We start from the raw sequence: 23,047 nt of genomic DNA, 5'->3' as shown, positions 1-23,047 counted from the left end.
GCGGGGTTCGGGTCAGTCGGCGGGGCTCGGGCCAGTCGCCGGGGCTCGGGTCAGACGGCGTCCAGAGGGTTGGCGGCGATCCGCCCCGCGGCGTCGTTACGGACCGACGCCGCGGCGGCGCTGTCCGGCTTGCGCCTGGCCTGATCCTGGAAACACGCCAGGAACTCGGCGCCGAAGCCCAGCCTGGGGTAGCGGGCGAGCAGCTCCGCCCTGGCGTCCGGCGCGAACTCCTCGGGCCGCCGCCCGACCACGTCCCAGCTCGTGGCGACCTGCAGCAGGTGGGCCTCGGGGTCGGCGGCGGCGGACACGTCGGCGCGCATGTGCAGCCTGATGATCTCGGTGGCCCGCTCGGCCCGCTCCGCCGGCCAGCCGGCCGCCGTGCCGAACACCCAGGCGAGCTGCCCGCCCGCCTCCTCGAACGGCAGCCGGTGGCTGTCGAAGGGCTCGGTCAGCCCCATGTCGTGGAGCAGCGCCGAGACGTAGTAGAGCTCGTCGTCGAAGGCGATGCCGTGGGCCGCGCCGTACATCGCTCCCCACAGGTAGGCGCGGACGCAGTGGTTGAGCAGCGCGGGCGAGCAGTAACGGCCGGCCACCGACAGCGCCGCCGCGGCGGCGGGAGTCTCCGGGAACATGCCGCCAGCCTCTCATCCGGCCGCCGGATCTCGTCGCAGGGGCCGCCACTTGCCTTCTGGATACCATAGGGGGGTATAGTGTCTTCAACGGCAACGAGCCGAGGGAGGGCTGGCATGGCTGGACACGGCAGTAACAAGCAGGACCAAGGGATGCGGTTGCGCCGCATCGAGGGGCAGGTCCGGGGCCTGCAGCGCATGGTCGAGGACGACAAGTACTGCATCGACATCCTGACCCAGGTGTCGGCCGCGACCAGCGCCTTGAAGTCGTTCTCCCTGTCGTTGCTGGAGGACCACCTGGCCCACTGCGTCGCCGAGGCCACCTCGAAGGGCGGCCCGGAGGCAGAGGCCAAGGTCAAGGAAGCCTCCGACGCCATCGCCAGACTTGTTCGTTCCTGACCGGATTGAAGGAGAGACCGATATGAGCACCACCACCTACACCGTCAAGGGCATGACCTGCGGCCACTGCGTCAGTTCGGTCAAGGAAGAGGTCGGCGAGGTCGCCGGAGTGACCGGCGTCGAGGTCGATCTGGCCTCCGGCCTGCTGACCGTCGAGAGTGACAGCCCGATCGAGGCGGCGAAGATCGTCGCCGCCGTCGAGGAGGCCGGGTACGAAGTGGCGAACCAGTCGTGAACACCGTAGCCAAGCTCGGCTCCTACGCCCTGGGGCTGGCCGTCGTCTTCGGCGGCGCCCTGGGCGTCGGCAAGGCCGTGGGCCCGGTCGGGGCCGCTCCCGCCGCCGACCACAGCGCCATGACGGCCACCACGGAGACCGCGGAGACCACGCAGAGCGCGGGCCACAACCAGCACACAGCCCAGCAGACGACGACGACGAAGACGAACGATACCCCTGGGGGGCTCCAAGTGTCCGAGAACGGTTACACCCTCAACCCGCTCACCACGTCGATCAAGCCCGGTGAGCCCGCCGACTTCCGCTTCTCCGTGACCGGCCCCGACGGCCGCCCGGTCACCGACTACCAGGTCCAGCACGACAAGAAGCTGCACTTCATCGTGGTCTCCCGAGACCTGGGCAGCTTCCAGCACGTCCATCCGGAGATGTCGGCCGACGGCATCTGGTCGGTCAAGGTCACCTTCCCCGAGGCGGGCGGCTACCGGGCCTTCGCCGACTTCGCGCCGACCGGCGGCGAGGCCCTGACGCTGGGCGCCGACCTGGCCGTGGCGGGCGACTACCAGCCCAAGCCGCTGCCGGAGACCGGCCGCGCGTCGAAGGTCGACGGCTACGAGGTCACCCTCGACGGCGACCTGACGCCGGGCCAGGCCAGCAAGCTCACCCTCAAGGTAAGCAAGGACGGCAAGCCGGTCACCGACCTGCAGCCCTACCTCGGCGCCTTCGGCCACCTGGTCGCCCTCCGCGCCCGTGACCTGGCCTACCTGCACGTCCACCCCGACGGCGAGCCGGGCGACGGCAGGACGCAGCCGGGCCCCGAGATCGTCTTCTACGCCGAGGTGCCGAGCGGCGGCGACTACCGCCTGTTCCTGGACTTCCAGCACGAGGGCGAGGTCCGTACCGCCGACTTCACGCTTGCCGCCGGGCCGAGGCCCGCCACCCCCGACGCGTCGCCGACGCCCGCCGGGCACGGCAACCACAGCCACTGAGAAAGCCACTGGGAAAGGGGAACGGTGATGACCTCTGTCACCGATGACCGGCAGAACGCGGTCGAACTCTCGATCGGCGGCATGACCTGCGCCTCGTGCGCCAACCGCATCGAGCGCAAGCTCAACAAGATGGACGGCGTGACCGCCACGGTCAACTACGCCACCGAGAAGGCGAAGGTCACCTTCCCCGAAGGCGTCGATCCGCAGCAGCTGATCGCCCAGGTGGAGGCGGCCGGCTACACCGCCGCCCTGCCCGCGCCGCCCAGGACCGAGGGCGAGCCGGGCGAGCAGGAGCCGGAGGACGAGCTGCGGCCGTTGCGCAGCCGGCTGATCACTTCGGTGGTGCTGGCGGTGCCGGTGATCGCGATGGCGATGATCCCGCCGTTGCAGTTCACGAACTGGCAGTGGATGTCGCTGGTGCTCACCGCGCCGGTCGTGGTCTACGCGGGCTGGCCGTTCCACAAGGCCGCCTGGACGAACCTGCGCCACGGCGCCGCCACGATGGACACGCTGATCTCGGTCGGCACCATCGCCGCGCTCGGCTGGTCGCTGTGGGCGCTGTTCTTCGGCACGGCGGGCACGCCGGGCATGACCCACCCCTTCGCGTTCACGATCGAGCGCACCGACGGTTCGGGCAACATCTACCTGGAGGCCGCGGCGGGGGTGACCGCGTTCATCCTGGCCGGGCGCTACTTCGAGGCCCGCTCCAAGCGGCGGGCGGGCGCCGCCCTGCGCGCCCTGCTCGAACTGGGCGCCAAGGACGTCGCGGTGCTGCGCGACGGCGTGGAGACCCGCATCCCCAGCGACCGGCTGGCCGTGGGCGACCGGTTCGTCGTGCGGCCCGGCGAGAAGATCGCCACGGACGGTGTGATCGAGGAGGGCACCTCCGCGGTCGACGCCTCGATGCTGACCGGTGAGTCCGTGCCCGTCGAGGTGCGTCCCGGCGACGCCGTGACCGGCGCGACCGTGAACGCGGGCGGCCGGTTGGTGGTGCGGGCCACCCGGGTCGGGGCCGACACGCAGCTCGCCCAGATGGCCAAGCTGGTCGAGGACGCCCAGACGGGCAAGGCGCAGGTGCAGCGGCTGGCCGACCGCGTGTCGGGCATCTTCGTGCCGATCGTGATCGCGCTGGCCCTGGGCACCCTGGGCTTCTGGCTCGGCACCGGCGACGGCGTCGGCGCGGCCTTCACCGCCGCCGTGGCCGTGCTGATCATCGCCTGCCCGTGCGCGCTCGGCCTGGCCACCCCGACGGCGCTGCTGGTCGGCACCGGCCGGGGCGCGCAGCTCGGCATCCTGATCAAGGGCCCGGAGGTGCTGGAGTCCACCCGCCGCATCGACACGGTGGTGCTCGACAAGACGGGCACCGTCACCGAGGGCAGGATGACGCTCACCGGCGTGCACCTGGCCGAGGGCGAGGACGAGGCCGAGGTGCTGCGCCTGGCGGGCGCTCTGGAGCACGCCTCCGAGCACCCGATCGCCCAGGCCATCGCCAAGGGCGCCGCCGCCCGCGTCGGCGACCTGCCCACCCCCGAGGACTTCGCGAACGTCGAGGGTCTCGGCGTCCAGGGCATCGTCGAGGGGCACGCGGTCCTGGTCGGCCGGCCGAGGCTGCTGGAGGAGTGGTCCCAGCACCTGTCGTCCGACCTGGAACGCGCTCTGCACGCCGCCCAGGCGGGTGGCAGGACCGCCGTGGCGGTCGGCTGGGACGGCAAGGCCCGCGCGGTGCTGGTGGTCGCCGACGTGATCAAGCCCACCAGCAAGGAGGCCATCCAGCAGCTCCGGGCGCTCGGTCTCACCCCGGTCCTGCTGACCGGCGACAACGAGGCCGTGGCGAAGACGGTGGCCGCCGAGGTCGGCATCGAGGAGGTGATCGCCGAGGTGCTGCCCGCCGACAAGGTCGACGTCGTCAAGGAGCTCCAGGGCGAGGGCAAGGTCGTGGCGATGGTCGGCGACGGCGTCAACGACGCGGCCGCGCTCGCCCAGGCCGACCTGGGCCTGGCCATGGGCACCGGCACCGACGCCGCGATCGAGGCGTCCGACCTGACCCTGGTGCGCGGCGACCTGAGGGTGGCCGCCGACGCGATCAGGCTCTCCCGCCGGACGCTCGGCACGATCAAGGGCAACCTGTTCTGGGCCTTCGCCTACAACGTGGCCGCCCTGCCGCTGGCCGCGCTCGGCCTGCTCAACCCGATGATCGCGGGGGCCGCGATGGCCTTCTCCAGCGTGTTCGTGGTCAGCAACAGCCTGCGGCTGCGCCGCTTCAAGTGAACAACCGCCACAGTTGAACATCCGCGAAGAGGGCTCCGAGCGCGACGCTCGGAGCCCCTTTCGCGTCCCCGGCCGGAGCGCCGCCGCTCCGGCACCCGAGAAGGAGCGACACCCGTTGGCCACCCACCCGGACGACATCCTCACCGCCCTCACCACCGAGGAGCTGCGCCGGCGAAACAGCGTCAAGTGGCGCGAGTTCCCGCCGGACGTCCTGCCCATGCGCATCGCCGAGATGGACACCCCGCTCGCCGGGCCCGTCGCCGACGCGCTGACGACGGCCGTCACCCGCGGCGACACCGGATACGCGCTCCCCGGCCGCCTCCCCGCGGCCTTCGCCGGGTTCGCCGCGCGCCGCTACGGCTGGTGCCCCGACCCCTCCACGGCACGACTGGTCCCGGACATCATGTCCGGCATCGTGGAGGTCCTCCGGATCGTCACCGAACCCGGGGACCGCGTCGTCGTCAACACCCCCGGCCACCCGCCCGCCTTCTCCTGGCTCGAACGCATCGGCCGCCGGGTGGTCACCAGCCCGCTGGCCCACGGGCCCGGCGGGCACCGCCTCGACCTGGACCGGCTGGAGCACGACTTCGCCTCGGGCGCGCGGGCGTACCTGCTGTGCAACCCGCACAACCCCACCGGCCTGGTGCTCAGCCGCGAGGAGCTGACCCAGGTCGCCGTGCTGGCCGACCGCCATGACGTACGCGTCGTCACCGACGAGATCCTTGCGCCCCTCACCTATCCGGGCCACCGGCACGTGCCGTTCCCGTCCCTGGACCACCCGGCGGCGGCGCGTTCCGTCGCCTTCGTCTCGGCGTCCAAGGCCTGGAACGTGGCCGGGCTCAAGGCCGCGCTGGCGGTCCCAGGGCCGGACGCCCGCGCCGACGTGGCGGCGATCCACGAGACGGTCAGCGAGGGGGCCGGGCTGTTCGGCGTGCTCGCCTCCGAGGCCGCCTTCACCCACGGCCTTCCCTGGCTCGACCACGTGATCACCGCCCTCGACGGCAACCGGCGGCTGCTCGCCGACCGGCTGGCCGTCCTGCTGCCCGGCGTCGGCCACCACCCGCCGCAGGGCGGCTATGTCGCCTGGCTCGACTGCCGGTCGCTGGGCCTGGGCGACGACCCCGCCCAGGTGTTCCTGGACGAGGGCAGGGTCGGCCTGTCGTCCGGGCTGCGGTTCGGGCCGGAGGGGTGCGGGTTCGTCCGGCTCAACTTCGCCACCTCACCGGCCCGGGTCGCCGAGGCCGTCGAGCGGATGGCCGCCGCCGTCGCCGGTCAGGGGCGGACCGCCCCGAGCAGCCGGGTGCGCCAGTAGTCGTCGAGGTCGACCACCTTGACGACGTCCCCGGTCTGGGGCGCGTGGACCATCTTTCCGTTGCCGGCGTACATGCCCATGTGCCCGAGCCCCTTGCTGAAGAGCAGGTCGCCGGGCTGCAACGCGTCGAGCGAAACGCGTCTGCTCGCGCCCCAGGCCCATTGCGTCCAGGTGGTGCGGGGCAGCTCGACCCCGGCGGTGCGCCAGGCGGCCTGGGTGAGGCCGGAGCAGTCGAAGGAGTTCGGGCCCTCGGCGCCGTACTGGTAGGGCTTGCCGACCTGGGCGAAGGCGAACTGCAACGCCTGGCGGGCGTTTCCGGAGGCCGAGCCGGTGTACCTGATGCCGGCGCTGTTCGGATCGCCGGCCCGGAAGGCGCCCAGCCTGCGCAGGAGCTTCGTCTGCGCCTCGACCAGCTTGTCGACCTTCGCCTTCTCCGCCCGCACCTTGTCGCGCGCCGCGTCGGCCTCGGCGAGGACGGTCCGGGCCTCGTCGCGCCGGGCCCGCAGGTCCTTGGTCGTCGCCTGGAACGCGGCCAGTTTCGCCGCCCTGGCCCGGGAGATCTGTTCCAGGGCGGCCATGCCGCTCAGGACCTCGTCGGGGGTGCCGTCGGCGACGAAGCGGCCCCAGGTCGTGAGCGGGCCCGACTGGTAGTCGCTGACCACCGCCGAGACGAGGTCTTTGCGTAACCCGTCCGCCTGGGCGTTCTTGCGCGCGACCTCGGCGTTGAGCGCGTCGTACTTCTGCTTGGCCTTCTTGTGCGCCTCGGTGGCCTGGTTGTACTGCTCGACCACCTCGTCGGCGCGTTCGTTCAGCTTCACCAGCCTGGCCCTGGCCTTGGCGGGCGACGGATCGGCCGAGGCGACGCCCGGGATGGAGACCGCCGCGACCGCCGCAAGTGTCACGGCCACTGCCGCTCGCCTCAGCCTCGTCGCCACGACCACTACGATGCCTCCTCGTACGCCTCCATACCTGAGGCGGAATAGTACAGAAGTTCGCCCTGCTTGTTGGCATTTCGCCGGTACTATCCGGCGTAACAGGCCGTCGTTCCGGCTCGTTGGGGGATACGCACGCCGCGTTCGGCGCGTTCACCGGAACGCCGAAACGCCCGGCTCCGGTGGGAGCCGGGCGTTTCTCGACGACCTCAGCGGGCCGCGCGGTGCTCGGCGGCGCGACGGGCGTCGGCCAGCGGCTTGGACGGGACGATCAGCGTGGGCCGCGCGGTGGCGTGCATGACGTGGGTGGACGTGCTGCCCGACAGCAGCGCCCGCAGCCCCTGCCGCCCGCGGGAGCCCAGGACGATCAGCGAGGCGTCGACCTCCTCGGCGGCGTCGACGATGGCGGCGGCGACGACCTCCTCCGGGACCGAGGCGACCCGCGGCTCGGCCCGCAGCCCGAGGGAGCGGGCGAGGTCGGCGCCCTCGGCGGCCAGCCGTTCCGAGGCGTCCATGGTCCTGGCGTCGATGTCCCGCAGGTCCTCCAGGGCGGGATGCCCTTCGAGGTGGGCGGCGAGGCTCTCCAGTGGCTGACGGGCGTACAGCACCACCGCGGACGCGCCGGGGAACAGCCGGGCGGCCTCCTCGACGGCGTGGCGGGCGTCGGGTGAACCGTCGTAGGCGATGAGGATGGACATGGGGATCTCCTTCGGAGCTGTGAGCGTCGAGGTCAGCCGCGGGTGGCGGCGGTCTCGGCGGTGTCGGCGGCCTCGGCGGGTGCGGCGCCCCGCGAGCGGAGCGTCAGCGCGGCGATCAGGGCGCCGGCGACCGCGATCCCGGCGGCTCCCACGAAGGCCGAGGAGAAGCCGTCGGTCAGCGCGGGCAGGTTCCCGAGCTGGGCGGCGCCATTGGCGGCGGCGACGGCCGTCATGGCGGCCAGTCCGAGTGCCGAGCCGACCTGGTAGCTGGTGTTGACGATGCCGGAGGCCAGGCCGCCCTCCTCGGGACGGGCGGAGGAGATGGCGGTGCCGAGCGAGGGGATGAAGGCCAGCGACATGCCGAGCGCGGCCACCAGGCTGGCGGGCAGGACGTCGACCGCGAAGCTGCCCTCGGGGCTGATCAGCGACAGCCAGCCCATCCCGACGGCGAGCAGGACGAGGCCCGCCACCGTGACGGCCTTGGGGCCGAACCGGTTGATGGCGCGCGGCGCCAGGACGATCATGCCGAGCATGATGAGGACGGTCATCGGCACCAGGGCCGCGCCGCTGGGGAAGGCGCTGTAGCCGAGGACCTGCTGCAGGTACAGGTTCAGGAAGAACCACATCGGGATCCAGGCCCCGCCGAGCAGGAGCTGGGTCAGGTTGGCGGCGGCGAGGTTCGGCGTACGGAAGATCGACAGCCTCATCAGCGGCTCGCGGCGGCGGGCCTGGATCGCGAGGAAGGCGATGAGCAGCGCGATCGCGGCGGCCAGCACGCCCCAGGTCTGGGCGGAGCCCCAGCCGACCTCGGGTGCCCGGACGATGGCGTAGACGGCCGCGCCCAGACCGGCGGTGACGGTCAGCGCGCCGAGGATGTCGATGGAGCCGCGCTGGGACTGGCCGGCGGGCATCAGCGGGCGGGTGGCGAAGAGTGCGACGAGCGCGATCGGGATGTTGATGTAGAAGACCCAGGGCCAGCTCAGGTACTCGGTGATGACGCCGCCGAGGAACACGCCCGCGGTGCCGCCCGCCGGGGCGGCCGCGCCGTACAGGGCGAGGGCCTTGGTGAGCTCCTTGGGGTCGTGGCCGAACAGCATCATCAGCAGGGTCAGCGCGGACGGGGCGATCAGGGCCGCGCCGACGCCCTGGACGGCACGTCCGGTGAGCTCGACCCACACCTCGGGGGCGATGCCGGCGACGAGCGAGCCGGCGAGCAGGATGAGCCAGCCGGCGCTGAACAGCTTGCGTGCACCGAACAGGTCCGAGAGCCGGCCGCCGAGCAGCAGGAGCCCGCCGAAGGCGACGACGTAGGCGTTGAAGACCCACGACAGGTTCTCCTGCGAGAAGCCGAGGTCTTCCTGGATGCGGGGGAGGGCCACGCCGATGATCGACGTGTCCATGATGACGATGAACTGGGCCGTGGCGATCAGGGCCAGGGCGGTCCATCGCCGGGGGGATGGTGCGGACATGAGCATTCTCCAGCACTACGCCGTACCCCGGTGGGGGATGCGGGCGGGTCTTTGGGTTCCTCGGAAATACCGGTAGGGGGTATCTGGCGATGAACATACATACACCGGGGGGGTATCTGTCAAGTCCGCGCGCCGAAGATCGCATCAGCGACACCGCGGAACGGCCGGTCCACGTGCGCTGCCGATTCGTCCCGGCGGCCGGGCGACTGCCGCATACCCGCAGCTCCGGGGCTCTATGGCGACGCGTCGGAGGGCGGGGTGACGCGTCACGGAGCCGCGACGGGGGGCGTGTCGGGGCGGGGTTGCGCGGGATTAGTCGCGCGGCATGAGGGGCGGGGGTATGTGGGACACGTCACCGGTCGGCTGCGTGCGGGGGGTGTGCGGGGCACGTCGCGCAGTATGCGGGGTGGGGGTATGTGGGACGGGTCAGGGGGCGGGGTGTGCGGGCGAGGGGTATGCGGAGAAGCGTCCAGGGGGGCTGGGGGCTTTGAGTGCCGGGAAGCCGGGTGTGTGGGCTGCGTGTCGCGAGGGGCGGGATGTCGCGCTCTCCTGGTCGGGGACGGGGACCGCCCGTGGTGGCGCCAGGAAATCCGGCTCATGGCCGCGAGCCGGGGGCGTTGTGTTCTGCGGGCTCGGCGTCGAGAGGCGGCCCTTGCGGTGGCGGGAGAGGCCCGCTCATGGCGGCGGGACGGGTGTCCGCGAGCGGGCCCGCCTCTCGTCCGGGATCCCTGGGTGATCGCGGACGGCGGCGGGTCGGCTCATGTCGTGCCTGGGGCGACGGCCGGTCAGTGGCCGTGGTGGCCCTGGTGACCTTGGTGGTCCTCATGACCTTGATGGCCGCCGTGGCCGCCGTGGCCGCCGTGGCCGCCGTGGCCGCCGTGGCCGCCGTGGTCGCCGTGGCCCTGGTGGTACTGATGGATCACGGCGTGGCCCTTGCCGCGGGAGATCAGCCACTTGTTCACCGGCGTCGTCAGCAGGAACGCCACCAGCAGCGACCCGGCCAGCGCCACCCAGAACAGCCAGTTGGCCAGCCCGGCGTCCATGGCGCCCGGCACGGTCACCATCACGGTGTTGTCCAGCACCTCCATCACCGCGATCGAGATGGTGTCGGCGGCCAGCGCCACCTTCAGCGCCGCCTTGAAGTCCAGCCCGGCGCGCAGGACGCCGCGCATGGTCAGCGCGTAACCGAACACGAAGGCCAGCGCCACCGAGAGGATCACGGTGGCGAGGTTGGACAGGCCGACCGCGGTGCCGATCACCATGCCGAGCACTTCGCCGATCGCGCACCCGGTCAGGCAGTGCAGGGTCGCCTGGGCGGCCATGGCCCACGTGGCGGCGGGCGGAGCGGCGTGATGTTGCTCGGAGGAGGAGGAGGGAGGGTGATGTCCACTATGGTCCATGGTGATACTCCTTAGGTGGGGTGACCGATTTTAGGGGTATGGGGTATGCCGGTAAAGAGGCAGGTGAGCCTCCTGTGGGCGGCATGTGGACGAAGGGAGAGGTCGGGGATCGGCTTCGCGTGGACGGACCATTCTACTATCCTGCATAGTAGCTATCCTCGTCGGTGTGCGGGGCGAGGGCATGGCCCCGACGCCGTCCGATCCTCACGGCCTGCGCGGATCCGTCTCGGGAACGGCCCGCCCCCGTTCGGGCGGGCATGAACAGGCGAGGGCACGGTGGCGTGGTGGCTGCGCTGGACCGTGCCCTGTGGCTCCATGGAGATCCGGCCCGGCCCTGCGCGCTGCGTGCGCGGAAACTCCGTCCATACCCGTGGCGCAGGCCATGTCGCTGTTCGTCCAGGCCTTCGTCACGCTGCTCGACGCGGTCGGCCGGGCCGGGGGCCGTCGCAGCGACGATGCCGGACGCGCTGGGGCGTCGCCTGGCGCCGACCGCTACTAAGGAAAGTAGTAGGTCAGAGGGACAGCAGTGAGTGGCAGTGGTGGGCCAGGAACGAGCCGACCCCCGGCGCCAGCGCCACCGCCGCGGGCCCGCCGAGCAGCGCGCTGACCGCCAGCAGCCCGGTCAGCCGTTCGCGGCGGCCGAGCGGTTCCTCGGGGCCGAGCAGCCGGCGTACGCGGCTGAGCGCCGTCTCCCCGCCCGCCCCGAGCGTGAACGCGGGCGCGCGCCCGGTGGCCAGGCTCACCAGCGCCGCGGCGATCTGGGCGCGCGGGTGGCGGCGGGCCGCGACGTCGTCGGCGAGCAGCTCGACCAGCCGGGCGATCTCGGTCCTGGCCCGCTCGAACAGCGGCACCCTGGGGAAGGCCCGCACCAGGGCCTCGGCCCCGGCCAGCACCAGATGATGACGGCCGCGCAGGTGCGCCCGCTCGTGCTCCAGCACGGCGGCGATCTGCTCCGGGGTCAGCGCCCGCAGCGCGCTCGTGGTGATGACCGTCTGCGCGCGCCGGCCCGGCACGCAGTACGCCAGCCGCTCGTCGTAGTCGATCACCACCACGCCCAGCTCGGCGTCGCGCCGCCCGAGCAGCCGCAACATGGCGGCGTGCCGGCGACGCTCCACGGCGGCTTTCACCAGCACCGTCCCGCCGCACCAGAGCACCCTGGCCAGGACCGCGCCGGCCGCCAGCATGGCCGCGAACCCCACCCGGGACACGCTCGAGCCGTCGCCCAGCATGTCGGCGCACGCCTCGAACAACCCCGCCAGCCCGTGGCCCACGATCTCGGCCGGCACGGCGAAGGCCAGCGCGGCCAGCACGGCCGAGGCGACCACGGACGCCGCCCCCGCCTGCCACAGCGCGATCGCCAGCCGCGGCGCCCGGTCGGACCATTTCGCGGCCCGCTGCCCCAGCACGGGCAGCCAGAGGGCCGCCACCACCGTGTAACAGGCCAGGACGACGGCGGCGATCATGCGGGCCGGCCCCGGTGCGGGTAGACCTGCAGGGCCGCCTCCAGCGCCGCGGCCTCCTCGGGGGTGAGCCGTTCGAGGAAGTGCACGAGGGTGGCGGCCTGGTTGCCGCTGCCCGCGAGCGCGCGGCGCATCAGGTCGGCGGTGTAGGCCTCCTTGGAGGCGACCGGTTCGTAGACGTAGGCGCGGCCGACGGCCTCGCGCCGGAGCATGCCCTTGGTGTGCAGCTTGTCCATCACGGTCATCACCGTGGTGTAGGCGATGGTCCGCCGCTGCTTGAGGTCTTCGAAGACGTCGCGGACGGAGGCGGGACGCCGCCTGGCCCACATCCAGTCCATGATCGTGGATTCGAGCTCGCCAAGGCCACGCATCATGCCGGTCATGCTACCCGCGGTCGTAGTCAGAGCGCCTCGCCCGCGGCGATGGACCGCTTGAGCCTGATCAGGTCCTTCGGCGCGTTGACGGCGACCGCGCCCACCAGCACGCCCTCACGGGCGAAGGCCACGGCGAAGCGGTCCTCCTCCGGGTCGCCGGCGACGACGCGCGCCTCGTCGGCCAGATGGGGCAGCCCGGCCGTCTGGATGCGGGCGCCGTGCACGTGGGTGGCGAAGTTGGGCACGTCCGCGAACGGCTGCGCCTCGTCGGGCCCGGCCAGCAGGTTGCGGGCGGCCACCGCGCCCTGCTCGTTGGCGTTGGACCAGTGCTCGACGCGGATCAGGGCGTCGCCGTACAGACGGTGCGGCCAGCGGGCCACGTCGCCCGCCGCGACGACGTTCACCGAGCCGGCGGCGTACAGCGTCGGCTCGCACAGCACGCCGTCGTCCACGGCCAGGCCGCTGCCCGCCAGCCATTCGGTGTTGGGCGTCACGCCCATGCCGCCGACGACCAGGTCGGCGGAGAGGACGCGGCCGTCGCCGAGCCGCACCTGACCGCCGGTCACCTCGGTGACACGGACGCCGGTGACGAGTTCGACGCCGTTGCGCTCGTGGTGCCCGGCCAGCCAGCGCGCCGCCTCGGCGCCGAGGCCCGCGTGCATGGGGTGCGGGCCGGAGTCGACCAGGGTGACCTTGCGGCCGAGCTGCCTGGCCGTGGTCGCCACCTCGCCCCCGATGAACCCGCCGCCGATGACCAGCACGTGCTCGTGGCCGGACTCCAGTTCGGCGCGCAGGGCCAGGGCGTCCTCGAGGGTGCGCAGGGTGTGCACGCCGTCGAGCCGCCTGGGACGGGCGCCGCTCGCGACGACCAGGCCGTCGTAGCCGAGCTCGGCGCCGTCGTCGAGGACGACCGTGCGGCTCGTGGCGTCCAGGCGGACGGCCTGCCTGCCGCGCAGCCAGTCGTCACCGAGCTCCTCCGCGCCGGGGAGCGTGACGTCCTCGTCGCCGCGCAGGACACTCTTGGACAGCGGCGGCCGGTTGTACGGCACGTGCGCCTCCGCGCCGACCAGCGTGAGCACGCCGTCGAAGCCCTCCCGGCGCAGGGTCTGGACGGCCCGCAGCCCCGCCAGCGAGGCGCCGACCACAACGATCTTGTCAAGGGTTCTCATGCGGGGCAACCATACCGGGTGGGGGTATAGGTGAGGCAATGTGACGCGCGTCTCATATACCCCACCGCCGTATGGCTTGCCTTTCCGGAAGATCGGGCGTACGTTCTCTTCGACATACCCGGCCGGGGTATTATGAGAGGAGCGAGGCGATGAGCACGAAGACCTACACGGTGTCCGGAATGACCTGCGGCGGCTGCGCGGGCACCGTCAAGACCGAGATCGGCAAGGTCGCCGGGGTCTCCTCGGTCGACGTCGAGCTGGCCACGGGGCAGGTGACCGTCACCTCGACCGACGCCCTCGACGACGCGAAGATCAGGGACGTCGTCGAAGAGGCGGGCTACGAGCTGGTGGCCGGCTGAGCACGCGAGACCACCGAAGCGGCGCCGGGCCGACCCCGGCGCCGCTTCGGCATGTCCGGGGCTGATCCCGCCGGCGGTTCGGCTTGGTCGGCGGGATCGGCGCCGGGCCGGTTCAGGGCTCGCGGGTCAGCACCTGGTGGAGGCCCCGGCAGGCCCGGGTTAGCGAGGTCGAGCCGCGTCTGCCCGCGTGGGCGGCCACCTCCGGGATCCCGCCGCGCGCGCCGGCCCACATGGCGACCTCCGTGGCCAGCACGACGGCGTCGGTGTGCGCACCCCGGGCCCGCTCGCCCTCGCGCGGGAGGAGGACGGCCAGGAAGTGGCGCAGGATCGTCCACACCTCGGCGTGCGCGCCCTGTCGGGCGGCCAGCTCCAGTGACGGCAGGGCGAGGCCGGCCCCCGAGCCGCTGCGGCGGCTCAGCATGCCCAGCAGGCGGCCCGTCTCGGCGGCGGGGAGCGCGCCCCTGGCCGCCAGTTCGAGCAGCGGGGGCACCGCGTCGTCGCCCTTCACGGTGAGCAGGTAGGCCAGGACCAGGGCCGTGGCCGGGCCGGACCCGCCTTCGGCCAGCGCCAGGCCGCGCAGGTCGTCGATGCCGGGCGGAACCGCGTGGTCGAGCAGGCCGAGCGCCAGGTGGGCCGCCGCGAGCTCCCGGTGGTGGGGCGTCATCCCCGGCCAGAAGTCACGTGCCCCGCGCCGGAAGTCACGCCTCCCGGAGGGCGCGGCCAGCAGGGCGTCGACGTGGGCGAGGCCGGTGGGCTCGGCAGGCGGCCAGCTCACGCCGGTGATCCCGCGCCGGTCGAGGACATGGTCGTGGGGCACCGAGCCCGGATCGGTGGTCCAGGTCACCTCGACCCGCGGGGGAGAAGGCGCGCCGCGGCCGAGCCGGCGGGCCACCGTGGCGGCGGCCGCCGAGCCGATGCCCTTCGCCCGTTCGGCCAGGTCGGGGGCGGGATCGGGCGGCAGGCGCAGCAGGGCCTGTGCCAGGTCGAACGGCAGCGGTTCGCGGCCGGAGCGCGCGCACCCGGCCAGGCGGCTGAGCAGGGTCTCGGGGTCGAGGTGGCCGTCGGCGCGGGTGGGTGTGGCCAGCAGGACCGGGGGCAGGGCTCCGGCCTTCGCGGCGCGCAGCAGCTCGTCGAGGCGGGACAGCAGGAAGGCGTGGGGGCCGACGCATCCCTCCCGGTGGGGGAGGCGGTTCCAGTCGGCGGGCGCCGGTCGGGCGGCGGGGTCGTAGGGATCGGTCTCGACGTCGTCCGTCCGCAGCAGCTCCTCCTGCACGTCGTCGGGCAGGTCGTGCAGCGGGAGCATCGTGCGCAGGCCGGGGAGCAGCCGGAAGGCCGTGGCCGCGAGGTTCACCATGCCGTCGTACAGGGCCTGCCCGAAGTCGTCGGGCGAGCCGGGCCCGCTCCGGTACGGCGGCCACCGCCGCGGCGGACGCGAGCCGGGCGGCCCGGGATCCTCGCCCGGGTTGACGAGCTCCCTGGCCAGCGCGGTGCACCAGTCGCGCGGCGACTCCCACACCGGCATGTCGTAGAGCACCGGCCGCAGCTCCTCGCCGAACCGCCGGGCCAGCGTCTCCCGCAGCGGGCCGGGGTTCGCGTGGGCCTCCCGCACGACCGCCGCCAGCCACGCCTCGACGGCGATCCAGCCGGTCTCCGCCGGCGGCCCGGCCTCCGGGCCGCGGACGGGGAACGGGCCGGGGACGGTGACATCGGGCAGTCGGCCAGGGGTGAAGTCGCCGGTCCGGCCCGCGCCGAAGCGTTCGTGGAGCCTCCGGGCCGCGGACGGGGGCAGCAGCTCGGCCCCCTCCAGGAGCGCGGCGGTGTCGGTGAGGTGGCCGGCGTACTTGAGGGTGAGGGCGACCGCGCGGTCGCGCACCTCGTGGGAGGCGTGCGCGTACGCGTTGGTCAGCGCCGTGACGTGGTCGTTCACCCGTTCCGGGTGGGGGCCGAGGTCGCGGTCGAGCCAGGTCAGGCCCTTCACCGCGAGCTTGGCCTCCGGGCGGAAGGTCATCGACTCGACGGCCTCGGCGACGTCCGCCGGGTCGAGCCGGGCCCCGCGCACCTGCCGCCAGGCCAGCTCGGCCACCGGGCCCGGCGCGGTGGCCAGCAGCCGCAGGTAGTCGCGCACCCGCCCGGCCGTCTCCGCCGGCGTGGGCGCCACGAGCGTGTGCAGCCGGACGAAGAAGCGCAGGTCACGCGTGTCGCCGCCGAGCAGGAAACGGCGCACGCAGCCCGCGATGGCCTGCTCGCGCGGCAGCGCGCGGCCGGTCAGGGCCAGCCAGTGGGACGGCTCTGGGGTGAGCCTCTCGTCGGCCAGCGCCCGGCCCGCGCCGGCCGCCTCGAAGATCCGCGGAAGCAGGTGGGGCGTCAGCGGGTCGTCGGCCACGGCCGCCGCCGACAACCAGGCCGCCACCAGCGGCTCGTGGTCGGGCGGGGTGACCGCGCCGTCGCGCAGCAGCGCCAGGGCCAACGGCGCGGCCCGGTCGTCGGGACGGCGGACGCGGCGCGCGAGCCGGACCGCCAGATCGGCCCGCCAGGCCGCCGGGCGGCCGGAGACCGCTCTGACCAGCCGGTGCGGGCTCGGCGCGCCGGACGTTCCCGGATCGAGGTCGCGCTTCATCAGCCACGTGGCCGCGCCGGCCGGGCCGGGAACGGTCGCCGCGCCCACCATCATCAGCGCCTCGGCGGGACCGGTGAGCTGGTCGAAGGCGCCCCAGCGGGCGGTGAGCAGCCGCGGGCGCAGCTCGGCGAGCAGGCCCGGCAGCTCGGCGGCGACGGCGGCCCGCTCGTCGCCGGTGAGGTTCGGCAACCGCGAGGCCAGCCGCTCGGTGTCATGGGCGAGCACGAGGCGCCTGACCTCGGCGCGGACGTCGTCGGCGGTCATGAGGTGGCTCCGGTGAGCTGGGCGTGGAGGCGCCGGCACGCGTGGGCGAAGCGGGTCGTCCGGCGGCTGCGCGCGAACTCGGCGACGACCGGGATCTCCCCGCGCGCGCCGGTCCAGAGCGCCACGTCGGTGGCGAAGGCGACGAGCCGGGTGTGGCTCACGGTGACGCGCCGCCCCTCGCCGGGCAACATCACGGGCAGCAGGGCCCGCATGACGCGCCACACCTCGTGGTGGCCACCGGCCTCGGCCAGCCGGGTCAGGGCCGCGATGGCAGGGGTGGTCTCCTGCCAGGTGCGGCGCAGCACCAGCGAGAGCTGGCGGCCGATCGCCTCGGCGGGCAGCTCGCCCCTGGCGGCCATGCGCAGGACCAGCGGGATCATCTCGGGCACCTCGCCGGCCAGGAGGAAGGCGAGGATCACCGCGGTGGACTCGCCCATCGGCCCCTGGGCGATCTCCAGGCCGGTGATCTCCGCCGGGGCGCGCCAGGTGCCCCAGTGGCCGCGCAGCAGGTAGGGCAGGAAGTTGACGGCCACGACCTCGCGGTGGGAGGGCAGGACGGCGGGCCACGCCCACAGCGTGTGGCCGGACTCGCTGCCCATCCAGTCGGGCGGTTCGCGCAGCAGCACCTCGTCGATCAGCCGATGACCGGTCGGGGCCGTCACCCGCAGCACGGGCCGCAGCCTGACCTCGGTGAAGTGTTCCGGCTCACCGTCGCCGAACTCGACCATGGACGCGTTGACCATGTGACGCCACACGTGGCCGCACTCGGGGTCGGCCATGCCGTCACCGGCGAGCCAGCGGGCGGCCGACCGCGCCGCCTCCGACTCGACCTTGGCGGCCCGCTCGGCCGCCGCCGGATGGCGGCCCCGCGGCAGCCGCAGCAACGCCTGCGCCAGGTCGGCCGGGAGCGGCTCCACCCCGGCGGCGGCGCACGTCTCCAGCCGGCCGACCAGCACGTCGGGGTCGAGGTGGCCGCTCGTCCAGGTCGGCGTGGCCAGCAGCACCGGCGGGAGGGCGCCCTCGCGCAGGGCCGCGGCGAGCTCCGCGTAACGGTGCAGCAGGAAGTCGTGGGGCGGGGCGACTCGGCCGAGGAGGGGCAGCCGGTTGCGCCGCCGCCACTCGTCCTGCTCGGACAGCGCCCCGGGCAGGTACGAACGCCGCCGCGGCGGGACGAACACGACGGTCACCTGCGCGAGCGGCTCGTCCGGGCCCGGCGGGGGCACCGGTTCCCCCAGTCGCATCGCCGCGATCCGGACGGGGTCGACGCCCAGCTCGAGCATCTGGTCGTAGGCGTGGTCGAGGACGTGGTACGGCATGGCCTCCACGGAGTCGTCGTACCGGACGCCGGGCCTCTTCCGCACCGGGTGGAGATCATCGGGCTCGTTCAGCCGGATCCGGCCTCCGGCGAAGGGGATCTCCTGGTCGCCCTCGCGGGCCACCGCCTTGGCCGGGCCCTCGTCGCTGGTCCAGGTGATGACGAAGGCGCGCAGCGGGGCGTCGTCGTCGAGGAAGCGACCGGGCCGGTAGGCGCCGCCCATCACGATCCGCCTGGTCGACGGCTCCGGTTCGGGCTCCTGCCCGCGGGTGACGGCGTGCACTCCCATGGAGTGGCCGGCGCGGTCCCAGAACCTCTCCGGCTGGATCGGCGGGAGCTCCGGCACGCTGCCGGGGGTGACGAGCTCGGCGGCCAGCGCCGACTGCCAGTCGCCGGGATGGAGGCACACGTCGCTGGGCCGCCAGTGGCCGTGGGCCTGTTCGACGTGGAACGCGAGCGTGCTGCGCAGCTCCGCGCGGTCGTCGGCGACGCCGGTGACGAAGGCCGCCAGCCAGCGCTCCTGCTCGATCCAGGGCTCGTGCGTGCCAGGGGAGATCGACGGCTCGGGGAAGGGCCGCGCCTGCGCAGGTTCGGGCAGCGGCGGGAACTCCTTGGGCTCCAGCAGCTCCTCGACCGGGATCTCCCCGCCGAACCGCGCGGCCAGCTTCGCACCCAGGTCCGCGGGGAGGCCGCGGACGGCGTCGAGGATCGCCTCGGCGTGCTCGGTGAGCAGGCCGGCGTGTTTGAGGGTCAGCTCGACCGCGCGGTTGCGCACGTCGAAGGACGTGTGCGCGTACGCCGTGGCCAGCGCGGTGACGAAGTCGGCGGCGGTCTCCGGCGTGGCCCGGATCGCCTGGTCGAGCCAGCGCAGGCCGGTGGCGGCGAGCTTGGCCTCGGCCCGGAAGGTGAGCGCGTCGACCGCCTCGACCAGGTCGGCGTGGTCGAGCGGCATCGCGGCGCGAACCTGCGCGGCGGCCAGCTCGGCGACCGTGCCCGGCGCCGACGGCAACAACCGCAGGTAGTCGCGCAGGCGGGGAGCCGACTCCGCGGGCGTGGGATCGAGCAGCGTGTGCAGCCGGACGAAGAACCGCAGGTCCTGCTGCTCGCCGCCGCGCAGGAACCGGCTCACGCAGCCGTCGAGCGCCTGCTCCCTGGGCAGCGTGCGGACGACGGCGGCCAGCCAGCGGGAGGGCCGGGGCTGCAGCGACTCCTCCCGCAGGACGCGGCCGGCGCCGTCGGCGTCGAAGACCCGGGGCAGCAGCACGGGGGCCAGCGGGTCACCGGGCACGGTCGGCAGGGACAGCCAGGCGGCCACCAGCGGGTCGTGGTCGGGCGGCACCGCGCCGGACTGGCGCAGCAGCTCCACGGCCAGCGGCGCGATGCGGTCGGCGGGACGGCGCACCCGCCGGGCCAGCCGGACCGCGACGTCCCGGCGCCATTCCGGCGGACGGGCGGCCGCCACCCGGCACACCTGACCGGCGTTGACGGCCGGCGCCCAGCGGCGGTTGACGTCGCGGCCGGTCATCCACGTCACCGCCGCGGCCGGGCCGGTGATGAGGCCGACGCCGGCCAGCAGCAGCGCCCCGGCCATGCCGTCGAGCAGCTCGCCGACCTCCCAGGAGACCAGCTCCTCGAAGTCGCCGGGGTGCTCGGCGCGCACCTGCTCGGTGCGGACCCGACGCACCTCCTTGAGCAGGCCGGGCAGCTGCCCGGCCTGCTCGGCGCGCTCCTGCTCGGTGAGCGTGACCAGGAGGTCGGCCAGGCGGCCGACCTCCTTGCGGACGACGAGGTCGCGGATCTCCGTCCAGACGGTCATCGGGAGACCTCCACGGCGGCGCGGGCGACGATCCGGGCGGCCAGCACGTGTTTGCACGGGCCACGGGAGCCGCGGTGGTCCCACCACCACTCGCAGGTGCAGGAGCCGTCGGCCAGCGTGACCTGACGCGTGCCGCCCGAGGTGCGGACGGTGGCCGACTCGCCGTCGAGCCGCACGGCGCCCGCCTCGACGAGCCTGCGCGCCTTGGCCAGCCGCGGGTTGAGCACGATCACGTTGTCCTTGTCGTAGGGCAGCTCACGGTGGAAGTGGGCGGCCTCCGCCAGGTCGTAGCCGACCCGGCCGGCGACGCCGAGCTGTGTCAGCGCGGCCCGGACCCGGTCGGCGGGGATGCCAGCGCGGTCGGCCAGCAGGCCGATCTCGACCTCGGGCTCGAAGTTGAGCAGCATGCCGACCAGGTCGGCGTCGTTCTCGGCCTCGTCGGTGGCCAGGTCGTCGAGCACCGCGCCCTCGCCGGAGAAGCCGCGCCAGCGCTCGGGCGACAGGGTGAGCGTGTAGCGCATGCCCGGCAGCTCCAGCTCCCAGGCGCTGGAGGCGGCGTCGGACGGGCCGTACACCCGCAGGGCCTTGGCGAAGCGGAGCAGCGGCAGCAGGGTGGCGAGCCGGTTGGGGCCGGCGAGCTGGACGGATCCGGGAACCCGGCGGTCGGAGACCTTCAGGTCGCGCCCCGCCTGCGCCACCCACACCGTGCCCTTCCTGGGCAGCCCGCGCAGGAAGCGCACCGCCGCCATGCCGGCCAGCTCGCCGCGCTGGTCCATGCCCGAGGCGATGACCTGCACCTCGGCGAACCCGCGCAGCCAGCGCTCGGGCAGCGGCACCTTCTTCTCCACCACCGCGCCGTCCGTCGTGGTCACGACCAGCTCGTCGAGGCCCACTCCCAGGTGCAGCGGGTCGCGCGCGCCGATGCGCGCCAGCGCCTCCCGCAGCGGGGCGTTCACGTCGACGTTGGTGGTGCCCCGGTCGAACACCTCGCCGTCGAGGGCGCCGTTCAGCAGGTCGAGCCGGGCGTACACGCCGCCGCAGGCCGAGAAGGACTCGAACCGCAGGCGGTCGCCGTTGCACGTCACCACCGGGTCGCGCACCCAGCCGGGCCGCTCCTGCGCCTGGTGGTAGCGGGCCAGCGCCACGTCGGCGACGCCGAGCAGGGCCGCCGCGGCGGGGGCGGCCTGGGTCACCACGCCGCTGAAGAAGCGGGGGGCCACGGCGGGGCCGGACAGGGCACGGCCGCCGGAGGTCGCGAGCCCGAGGCGACCGTCGATGAGGGAGGAGGGCGCGGCGTACGTGTACGCCTGCGTCGCTGAAGTCATGGCCGGGACGATAGATCGCGCCACCGACAAGATCTTCGTGTCGCCGTCCGCCAATCTTGAGGCCAGATCATCTTTAATTCCGGATGGTCTACTCATTTCGGACACACCGGTTTATGCTCTGGGCATCTTGAAGTGGATCACTCCCCGGGAGGCGCCCATGAAGAAGATGACCATCCGCCGCAAGAGCACGCAGCGCCTGATGTCCGGTGCCCGCCGGCTCTGGATCGAGTGGTGCTGGTAGGTGCCGAGACGGCGGGCGCTCTCGGGTGCCCGCCCCTGCGGTCGCCGGTGCGGCCGTGAACCGCTTCGACTGCCATCGCGGCCACGGGCCCTACGCCGGGGTCGCCGGATTCCTCGCCACGATCGCCGCCGACCGTCCCCGCCTGGCCGCCCGCCATCGGGTCGAGCTGTACGCGATCGCCCCCTGGCTCGACCGCACGGCGCGGCCGGCCGCCGAGGAGGAGCCGATCAGGTTCCACCCCGCCCGCCGCACCGCCTGCCTGGCGTACGGCGCCGCCGAGTTCGCCGCCGCCTGGGCCGGCACCCTCCGCCGCCCGGTCACCGTCACCTTCGACCACGTCGCGAACGCCGACGAGACCACCGCCGAACTGCTGGACACCCTGGTCCCGCGGACCGCCGCCACCCCGCTGGTCCTGGACCTGCGTGACGACGGCCCCGCCGAGCCGCCGCCGCTCCCCACGGCCCCGGACGCCGTCCGCGCCGCCCTCGGCGACAGCCTGGCCCGCGGCTTCTACCACCACGCGGCCCGCGTCGCCGCCCACGGACGCGCCCTCGTCACCCCGGACGGCGACCTGCGGCAATGGTGGGCCTGCACCACCGGCCTGGCCACCGCACTGGCGGCGCTGGAGCGCGCCGAGGAGGCGCTCGATCTCTACGACGAGGCCCGCGCCGCCACCGGCGACCCGAAGATCAACATGTCCGCCGCGTACGCCACCGCCATGTTGCACGCCCGCCACCTCCCGGCCGCCCGCCAGGACCCCGCTCGGGCCCGGCACTGGCTGGAACAGGCGCTCGAACTGGCACAGGACGTGGACGACCCGCGCCACCAGGTGATCTCCACCGTCTTCTACGAGCAGGGCCTGGCATTGCTGGACGCCAAGGCAGGCGCGCCCGACCAGGCGCTGCGGCTGGTCGACGACGGGCTGGCCAGGCTGACCGCGGTGCTCGCGCCGGGCGAGCACCCGCAGCACCTGGCCCGCCTGCGGCACAACCGCGCCCAGGTGCACCTGGCACTCGGCGACCCGGAGCGGGCCCTGGCCGACCTGGACAGCGTGATCGCCCACGATCCGGACAACAGCGAGTACTACGTGGACCGGGCCGCCCTGCACCGCGCAGCCGGTCGCGTCCAGCCCGCGATCAAGGACTACGGCACCGCCATCAGCCTGGGGCCGCACCTGCCCGAGGCCTACTACAACCGCGCCGTGCTCCACCTGGAACGCGGCCGTGACGACCGGGCCCGCGAGGACCTGGAGCACGCGCTCGCCATCGACCCGGGCCACCTGGACGCCCGGATCGCCCTGGTCAACGCCCACCTGGAGCGCGGCGCGCTGGACGCCGCCGAACGGGACGCGCTGGCCGGCCTCGCGCTGGCCCCCAAGGACCCCGCGCTGCTGTGCACGCTCGGCCTGATCCGCTCCGAGCGCGGCGAACCGGCCGAAGACCTGTTCACCCAGGCGCTGGAGGGCGACGAGACGCTGGTCGAGGCGTGGACCAATCGCGCCGCGGTGCGCTTCGAACGCGGTGAGGTGAGCGCCGCCGTGGCCGACCTGGACCGGGCGGTGGCCCTGTCGCCCGCGCCCGAGCCGCGCTACAACCGGGGCACCGCGCTGGCCCGGCTCGGCCGCTGGGAGGAGGCGGCCCGCGACTTCGCCGACGCGCTCGCCCAGCCCGGCCTGGACCGGGCGCTCCGCCGCGACCTGCGCGCCGAGCTGGCCCGCTGCCGACGCGCCCGATCCGGCTGACCAGCGGCGGGGCTCACCCCGCCGCTCGATCCCCGGCCGGG

Annotated in this window: 19 protein-coding genes; 8 read left to right on the top strand and 11 right to left on the bottom strand. The window is 73.9% G+C overall.

Annotation, left to right across the window (positions count from 1 at the left end):
- Positions 1-50 precede the first annotated feature (50 nt).
- Positions 51-632 carry an HD domain-containing protein gene (locus ABZ459_RS21000; RefSeq protein ID WP_357972402.1) on the bottom strand — a complete coding sequence of 194 codons (582 nt, stop codon included), beginning with the start codon at positions 630-632 and terminating at the stop codon, positions 51-53.
- 114 nt (positions 633-746) lie between these two features.
- Between ABZ459_RS21000 and ABZ459_RS20995 the strand changes: the two genes are divergently transcribed.
- From ABZ459_RS20995 to ABZ459_RS20975, 5 genes are all read left to right on the top strand, one after another.
- On the top strand, positions 747-1,028 hold the full coding sequence (locus ABZ459_RS20995; protein WP_357972399.1) for a metal-sensitive transcriptional regulator: 282 nt from the start codon (positions 747-749) through the stop codon (positions 1,026-1,028).
- Positions 1,029-1,050: 22 nt separating this feature from the next.
- Positions 1,051-1,263 carry a copper ion binding protein gene (locus ABZ459_RS20990; RefSeq protein ID WP_357972396.1) on the top strand — a complete coding sequence of 71 codons (213 nt, stop codon included), beginning with the start codon at positions 1,051-1,053 and terminating at the stop codon, positions 1,261-1,263.
- Positions 1,260-2,246, top strand: a complete 987-nt coding sequence (locus ABZ459_RS20985; protein ID WP_357972393.1) for a hypothetical protein — start codon at positions 1,260-1,262, stop codon at positions 2,244-2,246. The genes ABZ459_RS20990 and ABZ459_RS20985 overlap by 4 nt, the downstream gene beginning before the upstream one ends.
- A gap of 27 nt (positions 2,247-2,273) precedes the next feature.
- A complete protein-coding gene (locus tag ABZ459_RS20980; protein ID WP_357972390.1) occupies positions 2,274-4,514 on the top strand; it encodes a heavy metal translocating P-type ATPase in 2,241 nt (746 codons plus the stop codon).
- Between the two features lie 115 nt (positions 4,515-4,629).
- Positions 4,630-5,826 carry an aminotransferase class I/II-fold pyridoxal phosphate-dependent enzyme gene (locus ABZ459_RS20975; RefSeq protein ID WP_357972387.1) on the top strand — a complete coding sequence of 399 codons (1,197 nt, stop codon included), beginning with the start codon at positions 4,630-4,632 and terminating at the stop codon, positions 5,824-5,826.
- Here the strand turns inward: ABZ459_RS20975 and ABZ459_RS20970 are convergent.
- From ABZ459_RS20970 to ABZ459_RS20940, 7 genes are all read right to left on the bottom strand, one after another.
- Positions 5,787-6,734 (bottom strand): NlpC/P60 family protein, encoded by a 948-nt coding sequence (locus tag ABZ459_RS20970; protein ID WP_357972384.1) that lies wholly within the window; start codon positions 6,732-6,734, stop codon positions 5,787-5,789. The two genes, ABZ459_RS20975 and ABZ459_RS20970, sit on opposite strands and share 40 nt — an antisense overlap.
- Before the next feature lie 233 nt (positions 6,735-6,967).
- Positions 6,968-7,456, bottom strand: coding sequence for a universal stress protein (locus ABZ459_RS20965; protein WP_352356013.1), 489 nt, complete (start codon positions 7,454-7,456; stop codon positions 6,968-6,970).
- Positions 7,457-7,488: 32 nt separating this feature from the next.
- Complete coding sequence (locus ABZ459_RS20960; RefSeq protein ID WP_357972381.1) at positions 7,489-8,925, bottom strand: MFS transporter; 1,437 nt, start codon at positions 8,923-8,925, stop codon at positions 7,489-7,491.
- A 785-nt stretch (positions 8,926-9,710) separates the two neighbouring features.
- A complete protein-coding gene (locus ABZ459_RS20955) occupies positions 9,711-10,325 on the bottom strand; it encodes a DUF4396 domain-containing protein (RefSeq protein ID WP_357972378.1) in 615 nt (204 codons plus the stop codon).
- Between the two features lie 512 nt (positions 10,326-10,837).
- A complete protein-coding gene (locus ABZ459_RS20950; RefSeq protein WP_357972375.1) occupies positions 10,838-11,788 on the bottom strand; it encodes a M56 family metallopeptidase in 951 nt (316 codons plus the stop codon).
- A complete protein-coding gene (locus ABZ459_RS20945) occupies positions 11,785-12,159 on the bottom strand; it encodes a BlaI/MecI/CopY family transcriptional regulator (RefSeq protein WP_357972372.1) in 375 nt (124 codons plus the stop codon). Before ABZ459_RS20945 ends, ABZ459_RS20950 begins: the two co-directional genes overlap by 4 nt.
- Before the next feature lie 26 nt (positions 12,160-12,185).
- Entirely contained in the window at positions 12,186-13,328 is a 1,143-nt protein-coding gene (locus ABZ459_RS20940; RefSeq protein ID WP_357972369.1) for an FAD-dependent oxidoreductase, read from the bottom strand.
- Positions 13,329-13,477: 149 nt separating this feature from the next.
- Between ABZ459_RS20940 and ABZ459_RS20935 the strand changes: the two genes are divergently transcribed.
- Positions 13,478-13,687 (top strand): heavy-metal-associated domain-containing protein, encoded by a 210-nt coding sequence (locus ABZ459_RS20935; protein WP_352329364.1) that lies wholly within the window; start codon positions 13,478-13,480, stop codon positions 13,685-13,687.
- A 112-nt stretch (positions 13,688-13,799) separates the two neighbouring features.
- On the opposite strand, the gene ABZ459_RS20930 is transcribed toward ABZ459_RS20935, so the two are convergent.
- From ABZ459_RS20930 to ABZ459_RS20920, 3 genes are read right to left on the bottom strand one after another with little or no spacing between them, the layout of a single operon-like run.
- A complete protein-coding gene (locus tag ABZ459_RS20930; RefSeq protein WP_357972366.1) occupies positions 13,800-16,568 on the bottom strand; it encodes a hypothetical protein in 2,769 nt (922 codons plus the stop codon).
- Positions 16,565-19,699: a hypothetical protein gene (locus ABZ459_RS20925; RefSeq protein ID WP_357972363.1), complete on the bottom strand. Its 3,135-nt coding sequence runs from the start codon at positions 19,697-19,699 to the stop codon at positions 16,565-16,567. Before ABZ459_RS20925 ends, ABZ459_RS20930 begins: the two co-directional genes overlap by 4 nt.
- On the bottom strand, positions 19,696-21,024 hold the full coding sequence (locus tag ABZ459_RS20920; protein WP_357972360.1) for an SWIM zinc finger family protein: 1,329 nt from the start codon (positions 21,022-21,024) through the stop codon (positions 19,696-19,698). The genes ABZ459_RS20925 and ABZ459_RS20920 overlap by 4 nt, the downstream gene beginning before the upstream one ends.
- Here ABZ459_RS20920 and ABZ459_RS20915 point away from each other — a divergent pair.
- Both ABZ459_RS20915 and ABZ459_RS20910 read left to right on the top strand, forming a co-directional pair.
- The gene (locus ABZ459_RS20915; protein WP_357972357.1) at positions 20,999-21,265 is read left to right on the top strand and encodes a hypothetical protein; all 267 of its coding nucleotides are present in this window, start codon (positions 20,999-21,001) and stop codon (positions 21,263-21,265) included. The genes ABZ459_RS20920 and ABZ459_RS20915 overlap by 26 nt on opposite strands.
- Before the next feature lie 55 nt (positions 21,266-21,320).
- Positions 21,321-23,006 (top strand): tetratricopeptide repeat protein, encoded by a 1,686-nt coding sequence (locus ABZ459_RS20910; protein WP_357972354.1) that lies wholly within the window; start codon positions 21,321-21,323, stop codon positions 23,004-23,006.
- Positions 23,007-23,047: the final 41 nt, after the last annotated feature.

The sequence above is a fragment of the Nonomuraea sp. NPDC005692 genome, from assembly GCF_040631115.1.
In the GTDB taxonomy this organism is placed as follows: domain Bacteria; phylum Actinomycetota; class Actinomycetes; order Streptosporangiales; family Streptosporangiaceae; genus Nonomuraea.
Note: the sequence above shows the minus strand (reverse complement) of the source record. Positions and strands in the feature narration are given on the sequence as shown.

Bases quoted from the DNA above. Each gene is read 5' to 3' on its own strand.
- ABZ459_RS20935 (WP_352329364.1), top strand. From the start codon at position 13,478: ATGAGCACGAAGACCTACACGGTGTCCGGAATGACCTGCGGCGGCTGC.
- ABZ459_RS20920 (WP_357972360.1), bottom strand. From the start codon at position 21,024: ATGACTTCAGCGACGCAGGCGTACACGTACGCCGCGCCCTCCTCCCTC.
- ABZ459_RS20960 (WP_357972381.1), bottom strand. From the start codon at position 8,925: ATGTCCGCACCATCCCCCCGGCGATGGACCGCCCTGGCCCTGATCGCC.
- ABZ459_RS20955 (WP_357972378.1), bottom strand. From the start codon at position 10,325: ATGGACCATAGTGGACATCACCCTCCCTCCTCCTCCTCCGAGCAACAT.
- ABZ459_RS20950 (WP_357972375.1), bottom strand. From the start codon at position 11,788: ATGATCGCCGCCGTCGTCCTGGCCTGTTACACGGTGGTGGCGGCCCTC.
- ABZ459_RS20995 (WP_357972399.1), top strand. From the start codon at position 747: ATGGCTGGACACGGCAGTAACAAGCAGGACCAAGGGATGCGGTTGCGC.
- ABZ459_RS20945 (WP_357972372.1), bottom strand. From the start codon at position 12,159: ATGATGCGTGGCCTTGGCGAGCTCGAATCCACGATCATGGACTGGATG.
- ABZ459_RS20990 (WP_357972396.1), top strand. From the start codon at position 1,051: ATGAGCACCACCACCTACACCGTCAAGGGCATGACCTGCGGCCACTGC.
- ABZ459_RS20930 (WP_357972366.1), bottom strand. From the start codon at position 16,568: ATGACCGCCGACGACGTCCGCGCCGAGGTCAGGCGCCTCGTGCTCGCC.
- ABZ459_RS20980 (WP_357972390.1), top strand. From the start codon at position 2,274: ATGACCTCTGTCACCGATGACCGGCAGAACGCGGTCGAACTCTCGATC.
- ABZ459_RS20940 (WP_357972369.1), bottom strand. From the start codon at position 13,328: ATGAGAACCCTTGACAAGATCGTTGTGGTCGGCGCCTCGCTGGCGGGG.
- ABZ459_RS21000 (WP_357972402.1), bottom strand. From the start codon at position 632: ATGTTCCCGGAGACTCCCGCCGCCGCGGCGGCGCTGTCGGTGGCCGGC.
- ABZ459_RS20925 (WP_357972363.1), bottom strand. From the start codon at position 19,699: ATGACCGTCTGGACGGAGATCCGCGACCTCGTCGTCCGCAAGGAGGTC.
- ABZ459_RS20965 (WP_352356013.1), bottom strand. From the start codon at position 7,456: ATGTCCATCCTCATCGCCTACGACGGTTCACCCGACGCCCGCCACGCC.